The 17,348-nt window shown below is 45.4% G+C and carries 9 protein-coding genes; all 9 read right to left on the bottom strand.

The features are described from left to right. Nucleotides 1–22 precede the first annotated feature (22 nt). On the bottom strand, nt 23–1,462 hold the full coding sequence (locus ACSBL2_RS07795; protein ID WP_442591118.1) for an alpha/beta hydrolase family protein: 1,440 nt from the start codon (nt 1,460–1,462) through the stop codon (nt 23–25). A gap of 10 nt (nt 1,463–1,472) precedes the next feature. Next, on the bottom strand, nt 1,473–2,603 hold the full coding sequence (locus ACSBL2_RS07790; RefSeq protein ID WP_442591117.1) for a sialidase family protein: 1,131 nt from the start codon (nt 2,601–2,603) through the stop codon (nt 1,473–1,475). A gap of 20 nt (nt 2,604–2,623) precedes the next feature. After that, entirely contained in the window at nt 2,624–5,389 is a 2,766-nt protein-coding gene (locus ACSBL2_RS07785; protein WP_442591116.1) for a glycoside hydrolase family 78 protein, read from the bottom strand. Next, nucleotides 5,386–8,220 (bottom strand): glycoside hydrolase family 2 TIM barrel-domain containing protein, encoded by a 2,835-nt coding sequence (locus ACSBL2_RS07780; protein ID WP_442591115.1) that lies wholly within the window; start codon nt 8,218–8,220, stop codon nt 5,386–5,388. The genes ACSBL2_RS07785 and ACSBL2_RS07780 overlap by 4 nt, the downstream gene beginning before the upstream one ends. Nucleotides 8,221–8,224: 4 nt before the next feature. Continuing rightward, nucleotides 8,225–10,087 carry a six-hairpin glycosidase gene (locus ACSBL2_RS07775; RefSeq protein ID WP_442591114.1) on the bottom strand — a complete coding sequence of 621 codons (1,863 nt, stop codon included), beginning with the start codon at nt 10,085–10,087 and terminating at the stop codon, nt 8,225–8,227. Nucleotides 10,088–10,102: 15 nt separating this feature from the next. Beyond that, nucleotides 10,103–11,020 carry a glycoside hydrolase family 43 protein gene (locus ACSBL2_RS07770; protein ID WP_442591113.1) on the bottom strand — a complete coding sequence of 306 codons (918 nt, stop codon included), beginning with the start codon at nt 11,018–11,020 and terminating at the stop codon, nt 10,103–10,105. 2 nt (nt 11,021–11,022) lie between these two features. Then, a complete protein-coding gene (locus tag ACSBL2_RS07765) occupies nt 11,023–12,420 on the bottom strand; it encodes a glycoside hydrolase family 140 protein (RefSeq protein ID WP_442591112.1) in 1,398 nt (465 codons plus the stop codon). A gap of 2 nt (nt 12,421–12,422) precedes the next feature. Continuing rightward, a complete protein-coding gene (locus ACSBL2_RS07760) occupies nt 12,423–15,599 on the bottom strand; it encodes a DUF6298 domain-containing protein (protein ID WP_442591111.1) in 3,177 nt (1,058 codons plus the stop codon). Nucleotides 15,600–15,674: 75 nt separating this feature from the next. Beyond that, the gene (locus ACSBL2_RS07755) at nt 15,675–17,333 is read right to left on the bottom strand and encodes a pectate lyase family protein (RefSeq protein ID WP_442591110.1); all 1,659 of its coding nucleotides are present in this window, start codon (nt 17,331–17,333) and stop codon (nt 15,675–15,677) included. Between the last annotated feature and the right edge of the window lie 15 nt (nt 17,334–17,348).

Here is a 17,348-nt window from a genome sequence, read left to right as displayed (position 1 = left end):
TAAATTTAAATTGTTGGGGTTATTATTTGACAGGGCTAAACAAGGCTTCCAAAGCTGAAAACCCCATTATTGCATTTTTCGGCAATCTTTCGCCATTCTCTCCAAAAACATACAGTGCAGAAGGTTTTTCAATCACTATGGCAGATTCATCGTACTTGCCGGTTCCATCTTTCAATTGCCCGTTATTGAGTTTAAAATGGGCAGACACGAAGTCGTACAGGGCAATCCGTTTTGAAAATCCAAAATCATGGCCTTCTTCGGGTAAATGAACATTTTTCACCTTATCCTTGGCATTGTAATACCCATACAGGTGTTGCAGGTAAGGAAAATCATGCTCAGGCATTTCAGCAGTCCAGTCCTTCCCATCAGAAATTACCAGTTGTGGGTTTGGTGCAGCCATGGCAGCAATCTCTACATTATTGGTTCCACCACCACAAAAATGGATGGGCATTCCGCTTTCGCAGGGACAGCCACCATAAAAATAAGAAGACAAAGACACCACAGGAGCAGATAACTTTATCCTGTCGTCCAGGGCAGCCATCAGGACAGTATGGCTGCCTCCCCCAGAACCTCCGCTAATCCCTACCCTTTGCGGATCGGTTTCTTTCAGGCCAAGCAGGTAGTCAAGGATTCGGATTGCACCCAGTGCCTGTACTGTTTGTGAAAGACTTCTTCTGTGGTCTTCACTCTTAAACTGAAGCAAAGATTCTCCCCAGGCAAACAAATCATAACTAAAAGCCATCGCACCCATTTTGGCCAGCATGGCACATCTTTTCTGACAATCAGCCCGGTAACGGTGTCCACCCCAATGCCCATCAGGGCTCAACACCACAGGGATCTTCCCTTTTACCTTCAGGGGACGGTATAACGACCCACTCACATATAAGCCGGGCATCATCTCAATGGCAATATTTTCAACTGTATATCCATTCAGTGTTCTGCGGGAGGTCACAATTGGTTTCGAATCCGGCTTAGCCGGTAGTGGCGATAACTGTAAAGCCGCATAAAGTTCAGGCCGCAATTCAGATTTCCTCTTCTCCCAACGGGCAAGGTCTGGTGTACCCGCAGCAAGAGTATCCAGTTTCGCCCAGCCATCGGTCACTTTCCAGCGGTGGTATTCATAAGGTTTGAGTTTATACAGCTTCTCTTTTTCCTTATTCACTTTCATATCCAATGGTGTCAGCACATTCTCCAGGGTTGCCTCTGCTGTTTCCCTGAATCTCCACTGCGCATATTTCACCCATTGGTCTTTCACCTGGTCTTCCGAGTATTTTATCTTCAGGCCAAATCTGGATTCTATTTTTTTTAAGACTTCCTGTAAAGGTTCTTTATATTCATCATCGGAGTTTTGTGCAGCAACAGGTGTATACCCTGCAAATAATAAGACCAGGAACAGCAGGAGCACATTCCTTTTAATTCCCTGCTGCATTTTACGGTCACCCGAATTTTTCCTACCAGTCATCTTGATCGTTTTATTGTTCTTCAGCTTTACCCATAATCACTTCCGGAGCAGTATATCCCTTCATTAAAGGCCACTTCCCGTCTTTAATTTTCTTTAATTTCAGTTTGGCAGGATCAACAACAACGTGTTTGATCTTTTGTCTCCTCCAGGTATAGATAAAATGCAGCAGGCCATCTTTTGTCTGAATGACTGCAGGATAAGAATACTGGCTGATCGGAGAATCTTCCAGGATCAGGGCTGCATCCCATTTTTTATCATCTTTTGAGATGGCCACATTCAGGGGCGTCCGCGGACCTTTGGCAAGATCACCGGGAGGCAATACATGGTTATAGACCAGTACATCCCGTCCATCTTTCAGCGTGACTGCGTCAGTGCCGGAGTTGTTATTCGGCAGACTGGTTTTTTCCAGCGGCGACCAGGTTTCCCCATTGTCATTGGAGTAGGCGGATATCAAAGCCCTGTTACGGCTTCTGGCCAATAGTTGCAATTTCCCATTGCCATGGTCCAAAATACTTGGCTGTATCGCACCAATCACCTTGGCTTCATTGATTGGGCCTATTTTCCTCCAGGTTTTCCCAAAATCCGGCGTCACCTCAAAATGCAGTTTCCATCCATTACCTTCAGTACTTGAAGGACAGATCAAATTGCCGTTACTCAAAAGAACCGGTTTATTTTTTACCGGCCCGATAAAGCCATCAGGCAATTTACGGGCATCCGACCAAGTCTTTCCCCCATCAGCAGAAGTTCTCATCATTCCCCACCATTCAGAAGGTTTTGGGCCGATTTTATAAAATAAGAGCAGCTCTCCTCCCGGCACCTGGTACAACACAGGGTTCCAGGTAGGTAACCTCTTTCCATTCTCCTGAATACCATTGGCTACGCTATAAGGCGCAGTCCACTTTCCATCAACCCTGCGACAGATATAAATCTCCACGTCAGGATTACGTTCCTTAGTCCCCCCGAAAAAAGAGGCAACCAAACCCGTTGGCGTTTCAGCCAGGGTAGCGGAATGACAGGATGGAAAGGAAGCCTGATCATACAGAAATTCATTCACCAGTACCCCTGTTTGCCATTTCTCTACCTGTGCATTTAGCTTTACCGCCAAAAACAAGAGCAATATAACCGCTGTAATTCTTTTCATCACTTATTTTATTAGGTGTGTTATTTAATTTCCGACTCAAAATGATAAGCGCCAGATCCTATTTCCAGGATTGCACGGCCACCTTCCATCTGTATAAAATGTATATCCTTTATACTGGAGATCTTCTTCCCATTTTCAAGAATACGATCCACGGCATTTGCCGGAATATAAATCCTGGCACTTGTATTTGCCGGAAGTGTAATATCCCAGGTAAAACGTTTATTCTTCCTTGACCATTTACTTTTGATCAACCCATAGACAGACTCATGGCTTGTTTCTGCGAATGACAATCCTTCAATGACTTCAGGCTTCATCTGCAGCGTCTTAAATCCCGGACTTGCCGCCTTTATGCCACCAACATTCTCATAATACCAGATCAGGAGGTCACCCAGCAACATCACATGATTCTGAGAGTTCATTCCCGGATCTGCTGTATTTCCATTCCACAGTTCCCAGATCGTCGTTGCTCCATTCTCCACCATATATCCCCAGCCTGGATAGGTTGTATTCGTGCTGAAGCCGTAGGCAAGATCAGGCCTTCCATAAGCAGACACACCGCGCATCAGTAACTGTGTGCCAACTACCCCCGTACTGATATGACCATTATTCTCCTGAATTTTATCGGTAATATTTTTGAAAACGGCCACTTTATCCTCATCGCCGACCATACCGTAACTTAGCGGCAGCAGGTTAGCGGTAACGGTATTATTTCCATAAAATAATTTTTCCCGGTTTAAAAACTTATGGGTAAAAGCTTGCCTTAGTTTTTCTGCCATTAATTTATAGTCCCTGGCATCTGCCTCCAGGTGCTGGCGTAGCGCAAATTCCTGCATCAGCGTCAGCATTTTATAATAAGTAGCCGAAGCAATCAGCTCCCCATCCGTTTTGCGTGCCGGATCCCTGGAAAAAATCATTTCCTTAGACTCAGGTGGTACACACCAATCCCCATACTTATCTTTGGTCATCAGCCCATCCTTTGTATAGTTGGTTTGCATGTACAATATCCATTTCTTCATGGATGGATAATGTTTAACCATAGGTCTTATATCGCCGAACTGCTGATAAATCATCTCAGCAATGGTGAGATAAGTACCAGGCCAGGTTACATTATCACTGTAATAACGCCAGAATGCCGGGGCCACATCCGGAATACTTCCATCTGCCTTTTGCGCCTGCTGAATATCATCCAGCCATTTGGTGTACAGGCGGCCATTGTCAAACAGGAAACTTTCTCCATAGGCTCCTGTAGTCCGGTCACCCAACCAGGGCTGACGTTCATTTCTTTGTGGACAATCGACCGGCATCCCTTTATAATTCCCTCTTATTCCCCAATAGGCATTTTGATGGATCTTATTGATCATCGCATTTGAGGTATAGAATGTACCTGTAGTTTTCATCTCATCATAGACTACACGCCCCTCAAAATCCTTAAGCTGCGGTTTACCCGGATAACCGGTAATTTCCACATACCTGAATCCATGGTAGACGAAAGAAGGCTCCCATACTTCCCTTGTTCCACCTTTCAGGGTATAGATATCGGTGACTCTGGCATCCCTGAGATTCTTAACAAAGAGCTCACCATTATCCTGCAAGGTCTCCGCAAAACGGAGTTTCACCTGCTTTCCCGCGGTACCGGAAACAGACATCTTTATCCAGCCAGCCATATTCTGTCCCATATCCAGGATATAGACATCCGGCTTTATCTGTTTGATAGAAACAGGTGTAAGCGTTTCCATCACTTTCATGTTCTCATTCATCTGTGCCTCTGGCATCCCTCCGGCCTCCTGCACGTATTCTGCTTTCTGCCAGGCATCCGCATTGAAACCTGCCGTATTCCATCCCGGCATTTCCATGGTCGCATCATATTCTTCCCCATCGTACTCATTGTTTGCACGTATAGGACCTTCAGCAGTCATCTTCCAGCTATCATCTGTACTCAGCACTTCCCTGCTTCCGTCTGCATATTCCAACTCCAGGTTAAACAACATCTTAGGATAACCGAAAGTCTTGATCTTATAGGGCTTATAGGCCTGTCTCATGGTGTAATAGCGTCCATTGCCTAAAATGGTGCCAATGGCATTGGTTCCGGTCTTTAAAAATGAAGTCACATCAAAGGTATTGTACTTTACCCCAGCAGTATAATCTGTTGGCCCCGGTGCCAGTACCTGGTCGCCAACCTTCCGGCCATTCAGGTACAGCTCATACAATCCAAGTCCTATAATATAAGCTGTGGCCGATTTAATCTGCTTGGCAGCATTAAACTCCTTACGGAAATACCGGGCGGAAAGACGGGAAAACTGGGTCTCCACATCACCTTTTGCAGGATGGTCCATTCCGATCCAACGGCCTTTCCAATCCGCGGCTTTTAATAAACCCATACTCCAGCAGGCAGGTGCAGACCATGCACTCTCTCCACTATTCGTCCATACCCTGACCTTCCAGAAGCATTTCATCCGGCTCTTCAGTGCCTTGCCTCCATAGGTGACATTCACTGAGGCAGCCGATTCTATTTTTCCGGAGTCCCACAAATCCCCTTCACCGGCAGCCAGTTTTTCAGCCGTGGAAGCCACCAGTATCTGGAATGCCTGCTGTTCAATACCGCGGGCACTCCCGGTAATCCCCCAGCTCATATTTGGCCTGACCACATCTATGCCCAGCGGATTCTCCCGCATCTCGCAAAGCGGATGGTTCAACTGTACCTGCGCATAAACAGGGCTGGCCGAAAGAAACAGGAGCACAACAAATCCCATCCCGATAGACAAGCCGGCTTTTAAAATTCCCTTCATTCTGCTGTTACCCCTTTCAATGGTTTACCGGAGAAATCAAAGTACAGCGTAAGTACTTTTGCCCTTACCGGTTCCTTTTCATAATCATAATAAATATTCTTCATTCCCATGGGACCGGTAGTTTCCGGTTTCTGTGTCTTCGTACCGATACCTGCTATTCCCTGCATAAAAGATACATCTCCTGAAGGGAATAATGCCTGCAGGTTCTGATAAGGATCATCTGATTTTTTAGGCGTAAAAAGACGGAGAAACATATCCTCCTGATCAGTCAGCACCTTAAAAGACTGACCCGTGGTATTAAACTGGGTCCAGTATACATTTGAATGGTAACCTTTAAATTCCGGATAAGCAAAAGGGCTTTCCCCTGTGGCGACATCATTGTATGCTTTATTCCAAACCCCAAACTGATTTCCTTTCATCCTATTTTTCCAGACCCTGTAAGGGCCATTGCCAAGGTAAGTTACGCTTTTCAGCTGCTGCTCAGGAAAAGAAAAATTAACCCCCACAAAATTCGTAAAATAGGCTCCAGGGAAGTACCTCATTTCCATTTTCACCCAGCCTGATGGATAGATCACCCAACGGAGTGTATTGTATGTATTTTTCTTGTCAAATACGGAACTGACAATAGCCGAATCTCCTTCCTTATGGTAGGAAAAAGTACTGAAGTTGCTCAATCCTTCCTGCAATACAGGTCCATTTTTTATAGGCAGCACTTCTTTTCCCTGTTTTACTTCCTCCAGGATCCCTGTTTTTTTATTGATATCCAGCTGTAAGCCTTTCACCGTAATGCGGAAAACTGTATTCGTCTCCGTCATCCCCACTTTTCCATCGCCATTCCTCTGAACGATTGTTGCCGCAAGTACATCCGGCTTAACGATTGGAAAAGTCCAGGTAAAGATCTCCCTGCCATGAGGGTCAGTTACCTTCAATGCCAGGACATCATAAGTACTCCAGTTGCCGGGTAAGGCAAGCTGCAACCGTCCTTTAGTCAGTGGAGCCACTACGGGCGACTTTGCAGTACCGGATATCGAATCCGCATCTGCAAAACGGCGCAGTTTCCAGTTGAAACGACAATCCTTCAGGTCTGTATAAGAAAAGCGGTTTTCCATCGTCAGCGTACCATCAAACGCAGGTGTTATTTCCCTGTGTTCGATATAAACGGGGCTCCAGATTTCCTTGATTGCATAATAGCTGCCCTCTTTTTCATGAAAAGGACCCACAATACCATCAGCACCATGGTTTCCATCGGTATCAATCACTCCATTTTTATCTGTCCTTACTACCCCCTGATCCGCAAAATCCCATAAGAATCCTCCAGCGGAAAGCGGGTTTAACCACATCGCTTTCCAATAATCTTCCAGTCCGGCACCATGTCCGCCATCATACATCCCATGCAGGAATTCTGTAGGCATCACAATATTGCGGCCCTGGTCATAATTGCCAATACCATAATTGTACTCCCTGTAATGCTGGGTGTCAAAACCGCTGAACACCTGCCAGGGGTGTATGACAGGCCGCTTCTGCACATCCTCCCGACCGAAGAACTCGTCCAGTTCCAGGTTATGCCCCCCTTCATTCCCATTTGCCCAGAAGACAATAGAGGGATGGTTCTCATCATGGGCAATCATCTCTTTTACTAATTTAGTACCCGTAGGCGTATCATACGTCCCATGCCATCCGGCCAGCTCATCCATTACAAATAAACCCAGTGAATCGCAAACCTCCAGAAAATGATCATCCGGTGGGTAATGCGACATCCTTACCGCATTCATATTCATGTCTTTCATCAGGGAAACATCCGCTACCGAAATTTTCTTACTCGTCGTTCTGCCCGATGTTGGCCAGAAAGAATGTCGGTTTACCCCTTTGAATTTTATTTTTGCACCGTTTACATACATTCCATCCCTGGCCTTAACCTCAATGGTTCGGAAACCTATTTTCTTTTGCACGCTATGGACAATTTTCCCTTTCCTGTAAAGACGAATCGTTGTATTATATAAAGATGGGTATTCGGGCGACCATAGCTTTATGTTCGCATACTTTGTCTGAAAAGCATAAACAGACGTTCCTTTTGCTTTTGCCTGGTTCTTCAGCTCCATGCTGAAACTTTCGCCGATACGCTTTCCCTGCATGTCATACACCTCTACCGAAAGCTGGTCCGTTACCCCCCTGGAAATAATCTTGCCGGATAAAGTTCCATCTGCCTTCGCATCCAAAGACACCCTTTCCAGGTGAACTGCCGGCAAAGCTTCCAGGAAAACAGGTCGGAATATCCCACCAAACAACCAGAAATCTGCTTTGCGTTCTGCTTCATTCACTGATTTATTTGCCGAATGTTTAGACACCTTTACTTCCAGCAGGTTATCCTTTTCATAGCTGACCAATCCACTGATATCGTATTTAAAAGAATAGAAAGATCCCTGATGCAGGGCTCCGGCTACCTTTCCGTTCACCTTTACTTCAGCATCCGTCATCACCCCTTCAAAAACAAGATTGATCTTCTTTCCTTTCCATCCTTTAGTTACGGTAAAGCGGCGCTTGTATAATCCCTGCTCCTTGCCCCTCAGACTATCGGGGGCAAATCCATAATCATATTTTCCGAATCCCTGAAGTTCCCAGTTCGAGGGTACCGCTATCGTCGTCCATTTTCCGGAATTCCGTCCTGCGGTACAGAAGAACTCCCAGTTTACCGTATGTTCATTTCCTGTTCCGGAAAGCATCATTATCTCTGTAGCCGCTTGTTCCTGTTGTGCAAATGATTTCAATCCGGAGAATATTCCCAATCCAACAACGAATAGTGTGCGGATTACCATTGAATTTAATCTTCCCATCGTCCTACAGTTGAGTTGTTTTAAGTGAATGGATATAGAAAACAGCTTCAGGAGTTCCCTCCCCAGCATCTTTCAAATCAAAATCCTGGTCAGTACCCGTATCACTATCAGGGAATCTTCGCAACTCGCCGGTCCTGAAAGTCACGCGCTGAATTTCAGCTACAGGGGCAAAAAATATCTTTGTCCCGGTTTTCTTCCCATTTATTTCCACATCATACGAGCGGCTGCCCACATGTACCTCTATCTTTACAGTGTAAGTCTTGTTCTTTTCATATTTGGTCACACCTGAATAGCGGTAACCTGCTTTATTTTTTAAAATACTGTCTGCGTCAAAAACGAGTCTTAAAGCGGCCTGTCCTTTACTGTCATTCAATTCCACATGTAACAATCCTTTATCTGCCTGTGCCGGTGTCACCGAAAACTCCACAGTCATATCTTTCCCTGCCGGAATAATCCTTTCTGCCTTGGCATAATCGAATTTATCCTTATCACGCAAGACCAATGCTTTTTCTCCTGCCGGAAATCCTGCCGTTGCGGGTAAAGTTTCCATTTTTGCAGTAGCCCAGAGCGGGCTGTACAAATTCCATTGCTGGAGTTCTGTTCCGGCTTTCATCTCACTGAAGACCTCATTCACCTCAGCAGATACCGTCGAAACTATGGGGACAGGAACCGCAGCCACCCAAATATCTTCTTTATTCACACTGTAGGTAATCCACATATTTCCATCATTAGGATTGCCATTGCCTTCCAGAATTCCACGTACATATTGTGGTCCATAAGATTTGTAATTGCCACCATAACGCATAGAAGTAATCTCTCCGTTAACCAATAATAAATCAGTATAATTCAATCCGTCATTGCTTGTGGAAACTGCCAATGGCCAGCGAAACTCTGAAGGATTATAAACAGTAGCAAATCGTCCGTCATCAGTCCTTTGTCCCCATATTTTTGCATTACTGTTCACAAATCCTGGTGCCCGCAATGGATTAAACACCCAGCTTTTCCCTCCATCATTACTTACGGAGGTCAGTGCATGTTTCCATAATCCGACTACCCTGTTATCCGGCAGGTGATAAAAACTAAAGGCTTTAATGCTTCTTTTCAGCGGAATAAGGGGATCATCCCGATCCGCTTCCTCCACCCATTGCTGCATCATCAGTGGTTGTGCCATCAACTCCTCACAGGCCTTAACAAACCCTTTATCCTTACTTTTTGTATAAAAAGGATAGGTAGAGCGCGACTTATCCCAGGCTGCATTATTCCTGATAAAATAAACCGGACCATATTTGCCGTTTGCATAAACTTCCCTGACCACGCGACCAATTCCATTTCCATCATTGGGATCATCTTTTTTATCCATCACAATGGCATAATATCCCATCACCAGCAACCTCTTATTCTTGGTCACATAAAATCCTACCCGCTGGTGCATGACTGCATATAAATTTTTGGCCACACCGGGATAACCTTTTTTGGTCACCCCATCGGGAACCTTGTAAGGAGGAAAAATCACTTCCGGAGCAGACCAGTTATAGCCGTCTTTAGAAGTCAGCATTAATGTTTCTCCCGGAGGGATATGCTCCCCTACAGGATTGCTTAGAAATTCCAGATAAAAAGTATTGTTCCAGTAAGCCAGCATCGGCTGATGGTTATAAGTCCAGTTATGGCCGCCCGCCATTTCAGGGTGTTCCCTGTTGGCCCTGAATACCTGGATATTGTGTACACCCACCGCAGGACTTAGCTGTCCATGATGGTAATCTACATTAGAAAGTGTTTTTCCTGTATACCTAACTGTATCCTGTGCCTGAACATAGGACATCAATGAACTCAAACAGATAACCGCAACAACCTTAAATATACTTCTCATTCTAAATTTTATTTATCAATTTTTCTCGTTCGCTTTTGACTTTAGCCCCCTGAGTACTTTTTCTGACGATTTAAAAATCGTCCCGTGTTTATGCCCTTCCGGAATACTTATCTCTGCAGACACCTCCTTAAATGTCCTGAAATCAGATGTCTTATAAGCTGCATATCTCTTTTCCCCATAGGCATCATAATAAATCAGCCAGTTATCCTTGATCTTAACAACCGAAGGGCCTTCCGTCAGGTTTCCGCTGAAGGGGGCTGAGACACCGGCATAGCCACTTGTCAGTTCCTTACTGAAAGCAACTTTCAGATTTCTGTTGGCCCTGGTATTGTCTTTTAAGACCAGCACATAATCCTCCTTTTCACGCGGGACAATCACGGCATCAATCACACTAAAACCGGGATCCAGAAATAACCTGGCCTCGCTGAAAGTTTTAAAATCACGTGTCAGGGTATAATACATCCTATGGTTATTGTTCTCTTCCTCCGTTCCTTTCGGAAAACGGAAAGGAATAGCTGAAGCCCAGATGATGATAAACTGCTGACTCTCTTTATCATAAAACACTTCGGGAGCCCATACATTCACCGTCTCCGGTTCATGCTGCATCACATTAATCATTTTCTGCTCAGACCAGTGAATCAGGTCGGTTGAAGAAGCATAGCCGAAACCTTTATCCCCACGCCAGCTCGTTGTCCACACCAGGTGATAAATCCCGTCCGGTCCCACTGCTATAGAGGGGTCGCGCATCACCTTTTGTACACCGATCTCCGGTTTGAGGAAAGTTCCATCAATACCTTTCCAGTTATACCCGTCATAGCTGTACAGGTAACGCAAGCCATCCGTAGCAGGCTCATGGAAAGAGGTAAACAGATACACCTCTTTCGAGCAGGAACTTAAAAACAACAGGGCAACTATCCACAGGCCATACCTCATACCTACAGACTATCAAGTATCAACACCCAATCATTTCCTGGTTTCTCTTCGCCCGGAGGGTCAAAACTATGGCTTCCTGTATTCTCAATCTCTTCCCCTTTTGTCGTTTTTCCATCACGCGGATTAAACCAGGAAACCCTCAAACGTTCACCTGATATTTTCCCCATGTACAGCGAAAATGTTCTTCCTGTATAGGTGTAAGCCATCAGGTAGTCTTTTCCTCGCGTAGCAAGGATATTGTTATATTTTTCTGAAGGACCAACCGCAACCAGCGACTGATCAGGAATACGCTCAAAAAACGGACGGGATAACATCAGTTCTTTCAGGTAAACCATCTGAGAAGCACCCGGGGCATTGATGGCCGACGACCATACTTCATGAGATCCGTAAGCACTTTCTTTATCTGTACTCTTGTGCATCTGCATCACAGAATTTTGTCCGTAGGTATAGCCAAATGCACCGGCAAATACCGACCAGTAGCCATAACGTCTTACATCTTCTGCGGTCCAGCGTGGCTCATTGATATCATGGAGCCCCTGAGGTATCCCTTCATAGGAAGGTTCGCCATCTATAGTAGGCTTTGGTGTCTTCAGGTGATAATCTGCTGCAATATATTTCCAGTTATCTTCCCCATAATGGAGGGTTTCATTTTTTGAAGTATCCTGGCTGTACCTGCGGTGGCCCGACTGCACCATATTAAAATCCAGCCAAGGTGCATCATGAAACCAGTCAGACGACTGTGTTCTCCCCCTGGGGTGGAACGTCACCAAATGCCCCGGGTCATTCAGTTTCAATGTCTTTCCTATCGTTTGCCATACTTCAATAGAATCGCTCCCCTTAATATCCCCGCCATTCAGCCATATAATATTCTTCCGGTCCTTATACCGTTTAGCCAGGAACTCCGCATAAGTTTTTGCCTGCAGTGGCGTAACCAGCCCATTTTTAACATTCGTTCCCCAAACCGGCACCATAGCCATATAAAGTCCCTTGGACGCCGCTTTATCGACAATATAATCTACATGGTCCCAATAATCATATTGTGCGGCATCTGTAGCCAGATTACCCTGAGTGGTATCCGGTTTGGAAATATCCCCTTTAACCAGAGAGGAATCCCCATATTGATTTACAGAAGGAACGGTATGCAACACCATCACCTGAATCACGTTAAATCCTTTTTTACGGCGGTCTTCAAGATACTGATCCGCCTCTGTTCTGTCCAGTTTATTGAATAACAACCACCCTGTATCCCCAAGCCAGAAAAATGGCTTGCCATCTGCCGTCATCAGATACCTTTTATTTGCAGAAACAGACAATGCCTGCATACCTTCTTCTTTCTTTTCTACCTTACATGCGGTTATAAAAAACGCAAGGGAAACAATGAGCAATAAGTTCTTATACATATTTATAGTTTTGAAATCCAGATTAACTGTACACCAGAGGTTTGATTCTTATAATTGAAATGCTGCCCTCCTGCAATACGTTCTTTTTTCTTTTGGACACTTCCATCTTTAGGATTTATGCTTTGCATCATAAATTCCCCCAGGGGAAGATCAATCACAGCCGTCTGATTGGTATCTGCATAAATGAGATAGGCGATACCCTCTTTTGCCAGTACACTGGCCCGCAGGGGATCAGTTGCCGGGAGTACCACAGGTTTCATGGTTGACAACTCAGCAGAAATTCCGGGAGCTGCAATTGATGGGATATTGGTCAGAGAGCCTCCGGCCATAAATGACGCCCAGCCATAACTGTCATAATTGTCGGCACTGTAAATGACTGCTTTCTCCGGGTATTTCAATTTATATTCACTCACGGCAGTATACACCTTCTCAAAAGAAGTTTTCTTAGGTTTATAAAGTCTGGCCTGCTGTCTTGGAGCCAGGCTTTGCCCGCCTGCCGGAGCATAGGTTTTCCCGTCCGCCTGGTAGTGCCAGTAGCGGATATCAATGATGTCTACTACTTTTGCACGTTCTTTATCCGCCAGAATAGCATCCTGAACATCTTTTGTCGTACTTAAGGCAACCAGCACTTTTTTACCGGTTTCCTCCTCCCATTCTTTTATGGTATCTATCCAGAAAGCTACAAAATGAAGAGGCCCGGTAAATTCAGCACCAATAAACTGGATCACTCCGGTATTATCTTTAAAGTTCTCCAGGCATTGGCGAATGTATGCGCGGTGGATTTTCCTTCTTGCAGGATTGCTGATATCATAAAACTGTTCAGCCATAAAAATCCGCTTGTCCCCGGCATAGGGCACGGGTTCAGGGAAGCCTGTATCATTAATGTTATTCGCTGTTCTCCAGGGGAAATCGGCATAATGTGCACCAGCCTCAATGATATTGTGCTGAAAATAATTCTGGTGCAGCAGGGTAAGCCCTTTTTCATCGGCATAGTCAGCAAATTCCTTCAGCCTGCTCCAGTACCATTTATTATATTTTGTCAGGTCATACTTGCTCAATCCATCATACGCTGTCCCCTGTCCGCTTCTTGCGAAAGGCAATTCATAAAACGGAGGCCAGACATCACCATCAATCCTTCGTATCCTTTCATGGTCATCACGACGGCGCTCATACCACAATGCATAATTATGGTCAATCGCCACTACCTTGTTCAGCACCATGCTATCGGTAACTTCATTTAAATCATCCGTAAGTCCTTTCCCTGTCTGTCCGGGTACGAAACGCGTGATATGCGATCTTGAACCTTTTAAACCATATGGACGTGCGCTACCGGTCCACCATTGTACATCCTGGCGTTTTCCAGAAACCAAAACATTGCCGCGCATTAGCCATCCATTGGTTACGGACATCGGCTCGGCGATCTTTCGTGCTGCCTGACTTTTCAGGCCTATCTGAGCGATCGTTTTCAAACCTTGCGCCTTTAGGGAAATAGCTTGGCGCGTAGGCGCCTGATCAATAAAATCTTCCAGCGTAAAAGCTGGTTGCCCCGCTAATTTTGTTAGTTCCGCTGCTGTTTCCACCGAAGGACTGCTTGATGCTTCCGTAGGTACAGGCATCAGGAACTGTCTGGAACTGACAGCATCTCCCATACGGTCTTTCAATTGCGCATAATATAAACTTCTAGGTTTAATCTGCTCATTTGACATATCCCAGTAACCATCGCCTGCAAACTGTGCCCATGTTCCGAAGGCCCAGTTCTGCGCCCCCGGAGGTTGAAAACAATCTACCCTGGAAGCCGAACACTGCCAGAATACGCTGTTTGCAGCTGTCCATCCGGCACCCATTCCATCCTGACCCCGGTTGGCAAAACTCAATGCCGCCTGTCCGTCGATGTTAACTATATCAAACAATACACCTGATGCCCAGCTGTCCGTTGTACCACTAAAACTGAAAGGCATATAGGCTTTACACTCTACAAAAGCATTCGGACCTGCTGCACAAAACCCTACAGCAAAGTCATGGTAGCCATAGGCTGAATACAAGCGTTGAAATAAGGTTTGCTGACCTGTGGTTAAAAAGGTATTTCTTCTTTGTCCACCGATTTCTGAGACAGGATCGAGAGACTTGCAATCCTCCACCGTGATCCTTCTCGCGGAGGCAAGAACGGTGACGGCAGAACCCGCAAAATGATGAAAATTCACTTGCCTCACCCATCCGTCTATTGTATTTTCAATGCCGATCGCTGTCCAGCGGTGATCTTCATCTTTTATATTTTTCGTATCATAGTCAGATACCAATTCCATATTTTCTACACCGGCATTTGAAATCCGGTTTTTCCAGGTATACCTGGAAACATACGCGCCCCCATAACTGGTATCCAATGCGGTCGTCAAAGGTGCGTCAAGAGTGATGAGTGATCCTTTGACGGCGACCACAGTGCGGTCCCAGGAAATATCCCTTTGTCCCGCTTTCCAGCCAAGGGAGGTAATACCTCCACCAAAGTGTTCGGTACCAATAAGGTCGATCCATTCTTTCGTTGAAGGGCGACGGACCTTAATCTTGTCCCCCGGCTTGAATCCATGCTTCAACGCAGCTCCGGAAACATTGATCTGAAAAGAATTTACAGGAACATAAGCATCAGCTATGCTGATCTCCTGTTCTTGTATGCTGTTATCTTTTCCGGCAATGTTAATCAGCGCCTCACGTCTTACCCCTGTAGCCAGGATGACTGTCCCCTTCATTCCTGTTCCGCTTCCGCGCAACACCACACCCGAATTTTTTAGATATAATGAACCTTTGACACGATAAGTTCCTTTTTGCAGCAGTACGGCGCCACGCAGTCCGTCTTTCCCCAGCGGTAAACGGGCAACATCATCCAATGCCGATTGAATCAGCTGTGTGGCATCTTCATTTTGTACAGGCACCACAATCCTGATCACTGCATCCGGTATCACTTCAGCACCGGCACGGTAACCGCAATAAGAAAAATCAGGTATCCTGTTACCTAAAGCATCAGGTGTATACCCCAATTTTCCCTCTTCGTTCAGATAAACGGGAGGTTTTACCGGAATCACCTTTTTTTTCTGTGCAAGTGCGACAGTAAAAGACAGAAGAAAGGCCAATAGTAACCATAAAGGGTTACCTGTATTTCGCTTAAAAAAGTAGTTAGGATTCAACAAGGTGCCTGGTTTTAAAGATCAGGCAGAGGAAGAAACGTTTGTCATTTCCTCCCCTGCTAATCAACAATTAATATGTTATGGTTTCACCTGTTTCACAGGAACAACACTATTTAAATATACTTCAATATTTGAATAACCGGATGCAGTGATCACTGCAGCATCTGAAGCGTCTTTAGGATTAAGGCCATTTTTAGTTTCATACTCATCTGGCATTCCGTCTTTATCGCTGTCTTTATAAGGTTTGCCTTTATACACCGGATATCCGCCTACCTGACTGATGTCGGTGATAATTCCTTTTTTATAGGAATCTACCGGCATACGACGGTGTTTAAAGTTTGTTTCAGGAAGTTTAACACCTTCTTTATAGGTAATCTTACCTGTTCTCACCTGCTCAATCACCCTGGTATCTACCGCATCCCTTACTGGTAAAGTCGCACCTGCATTTGCCAGTACATAGTCATGTGCTTCCATAGTTGGAAGAATGGTCATTGCCGGCATCGGCAGCGGTTTATTGACACGCATTGCATCATAGTAAACTTTAGCTTTTTCAGGAGACATCAGGTTTCCATCCTTACCTTCCAGCTGAATTCCGCCATCCCAGTTATCTTTTGTTACGGTATCATTGCCTTCCACAATATTCCCCTGTACATGTGCACGGCCAAATACGACATAAGGCAGTTTACTGCGGCCGGATTCAGGCTTCAGGATACGGTGACGGATGGGCTGATTCTCCGGAGTCATAGGTCCAGGTTTGTAATAATTATTGATGATATTGTACAATGCGGTATAATCACCACCATCAGTGGAGCGGTTGTACCAGTTAAATACCACGTTATTGGCAAAATTGAAGATCCCGTTCCAGCCAATCGATGGGTTACGGCCTGCATTATCTGCCCATAGGTTACGCATGAAAGTACAGTTCTCCCCACCCAGTGTACTTCCGAAAGAGTGGTTCCAGGTATCTAAAGCCTCAGAAAATATAGAGTTTTGAATCGTGATGTTCACGGTACCATATTTTTGCTCTGCCTTACCTGTACTGTCATTAAACATGTGGCGGTACATAGACATGTTCTCATCCAGTCCCCAGCTTGCGGAAACGTGGTCGATCATGATATTTCCTACAGGGTTACCACCGATAGAATCATCCCTTCTGCCCACATTGGTTTCTCCCCTGCGGAAACGCATATAACGTACAACCACATCATGGGTATTGATCCACACACTCTCTCCTGCAATACACACTCCATCACCCGGGGCGGTCTGGCCTGCAATAGTGATGTATGGAGCCCTGATAATCAAAGGAGTTTTGATCCTGATGATCCCGGAAACGTTGAATACAACAATCCTTGCACCACCCTGCTCACAGGCCTCCCTTAATGTACCTGGTCCGCTGTCGGCCAGTGAAGTCACCACAATAACTTTTCCACCGCGTCCGCCAAAAGAATAGGCACCACCACCTTCTGCACCAGGAAAGGCCAGTAGTTCCGACTGTGGTAAATCGTGGGGTCTGGCCGCCCATGGAATATAAGGTTTTCCTTCTTTTGCTTCCTTTTCAATAATCGGAACTGCTTTCAACCAGGCGATGTCTGATAATCTTTCCGTTTCCTTCATCATCGCATCACTTTGTTCCTTAATGTCTTTTGGCACATCCGGATACTGGGCCAGTACCGCCTGAGAAAAGGTAAGTAACGCAGCTGTAAATAAGAATGGTAAAGCTCTTTTTTTAATTAGCATGTTGTTTGTTTTAAA

The organism is Pedobacter sp. AW31-3R, from assembly GCF_052180285.1.
Classification (GTDB): domain Bacteria; phylum Bacteroidota; class Bacteroidia; order Sphingobacteriales; family Sphingobacteriaceae; genus Pedobacter.
Note: the sequence above shows the minus strand (reverse complement) of the source record. Positions and strands in the feature narration are given on the sequence as shown.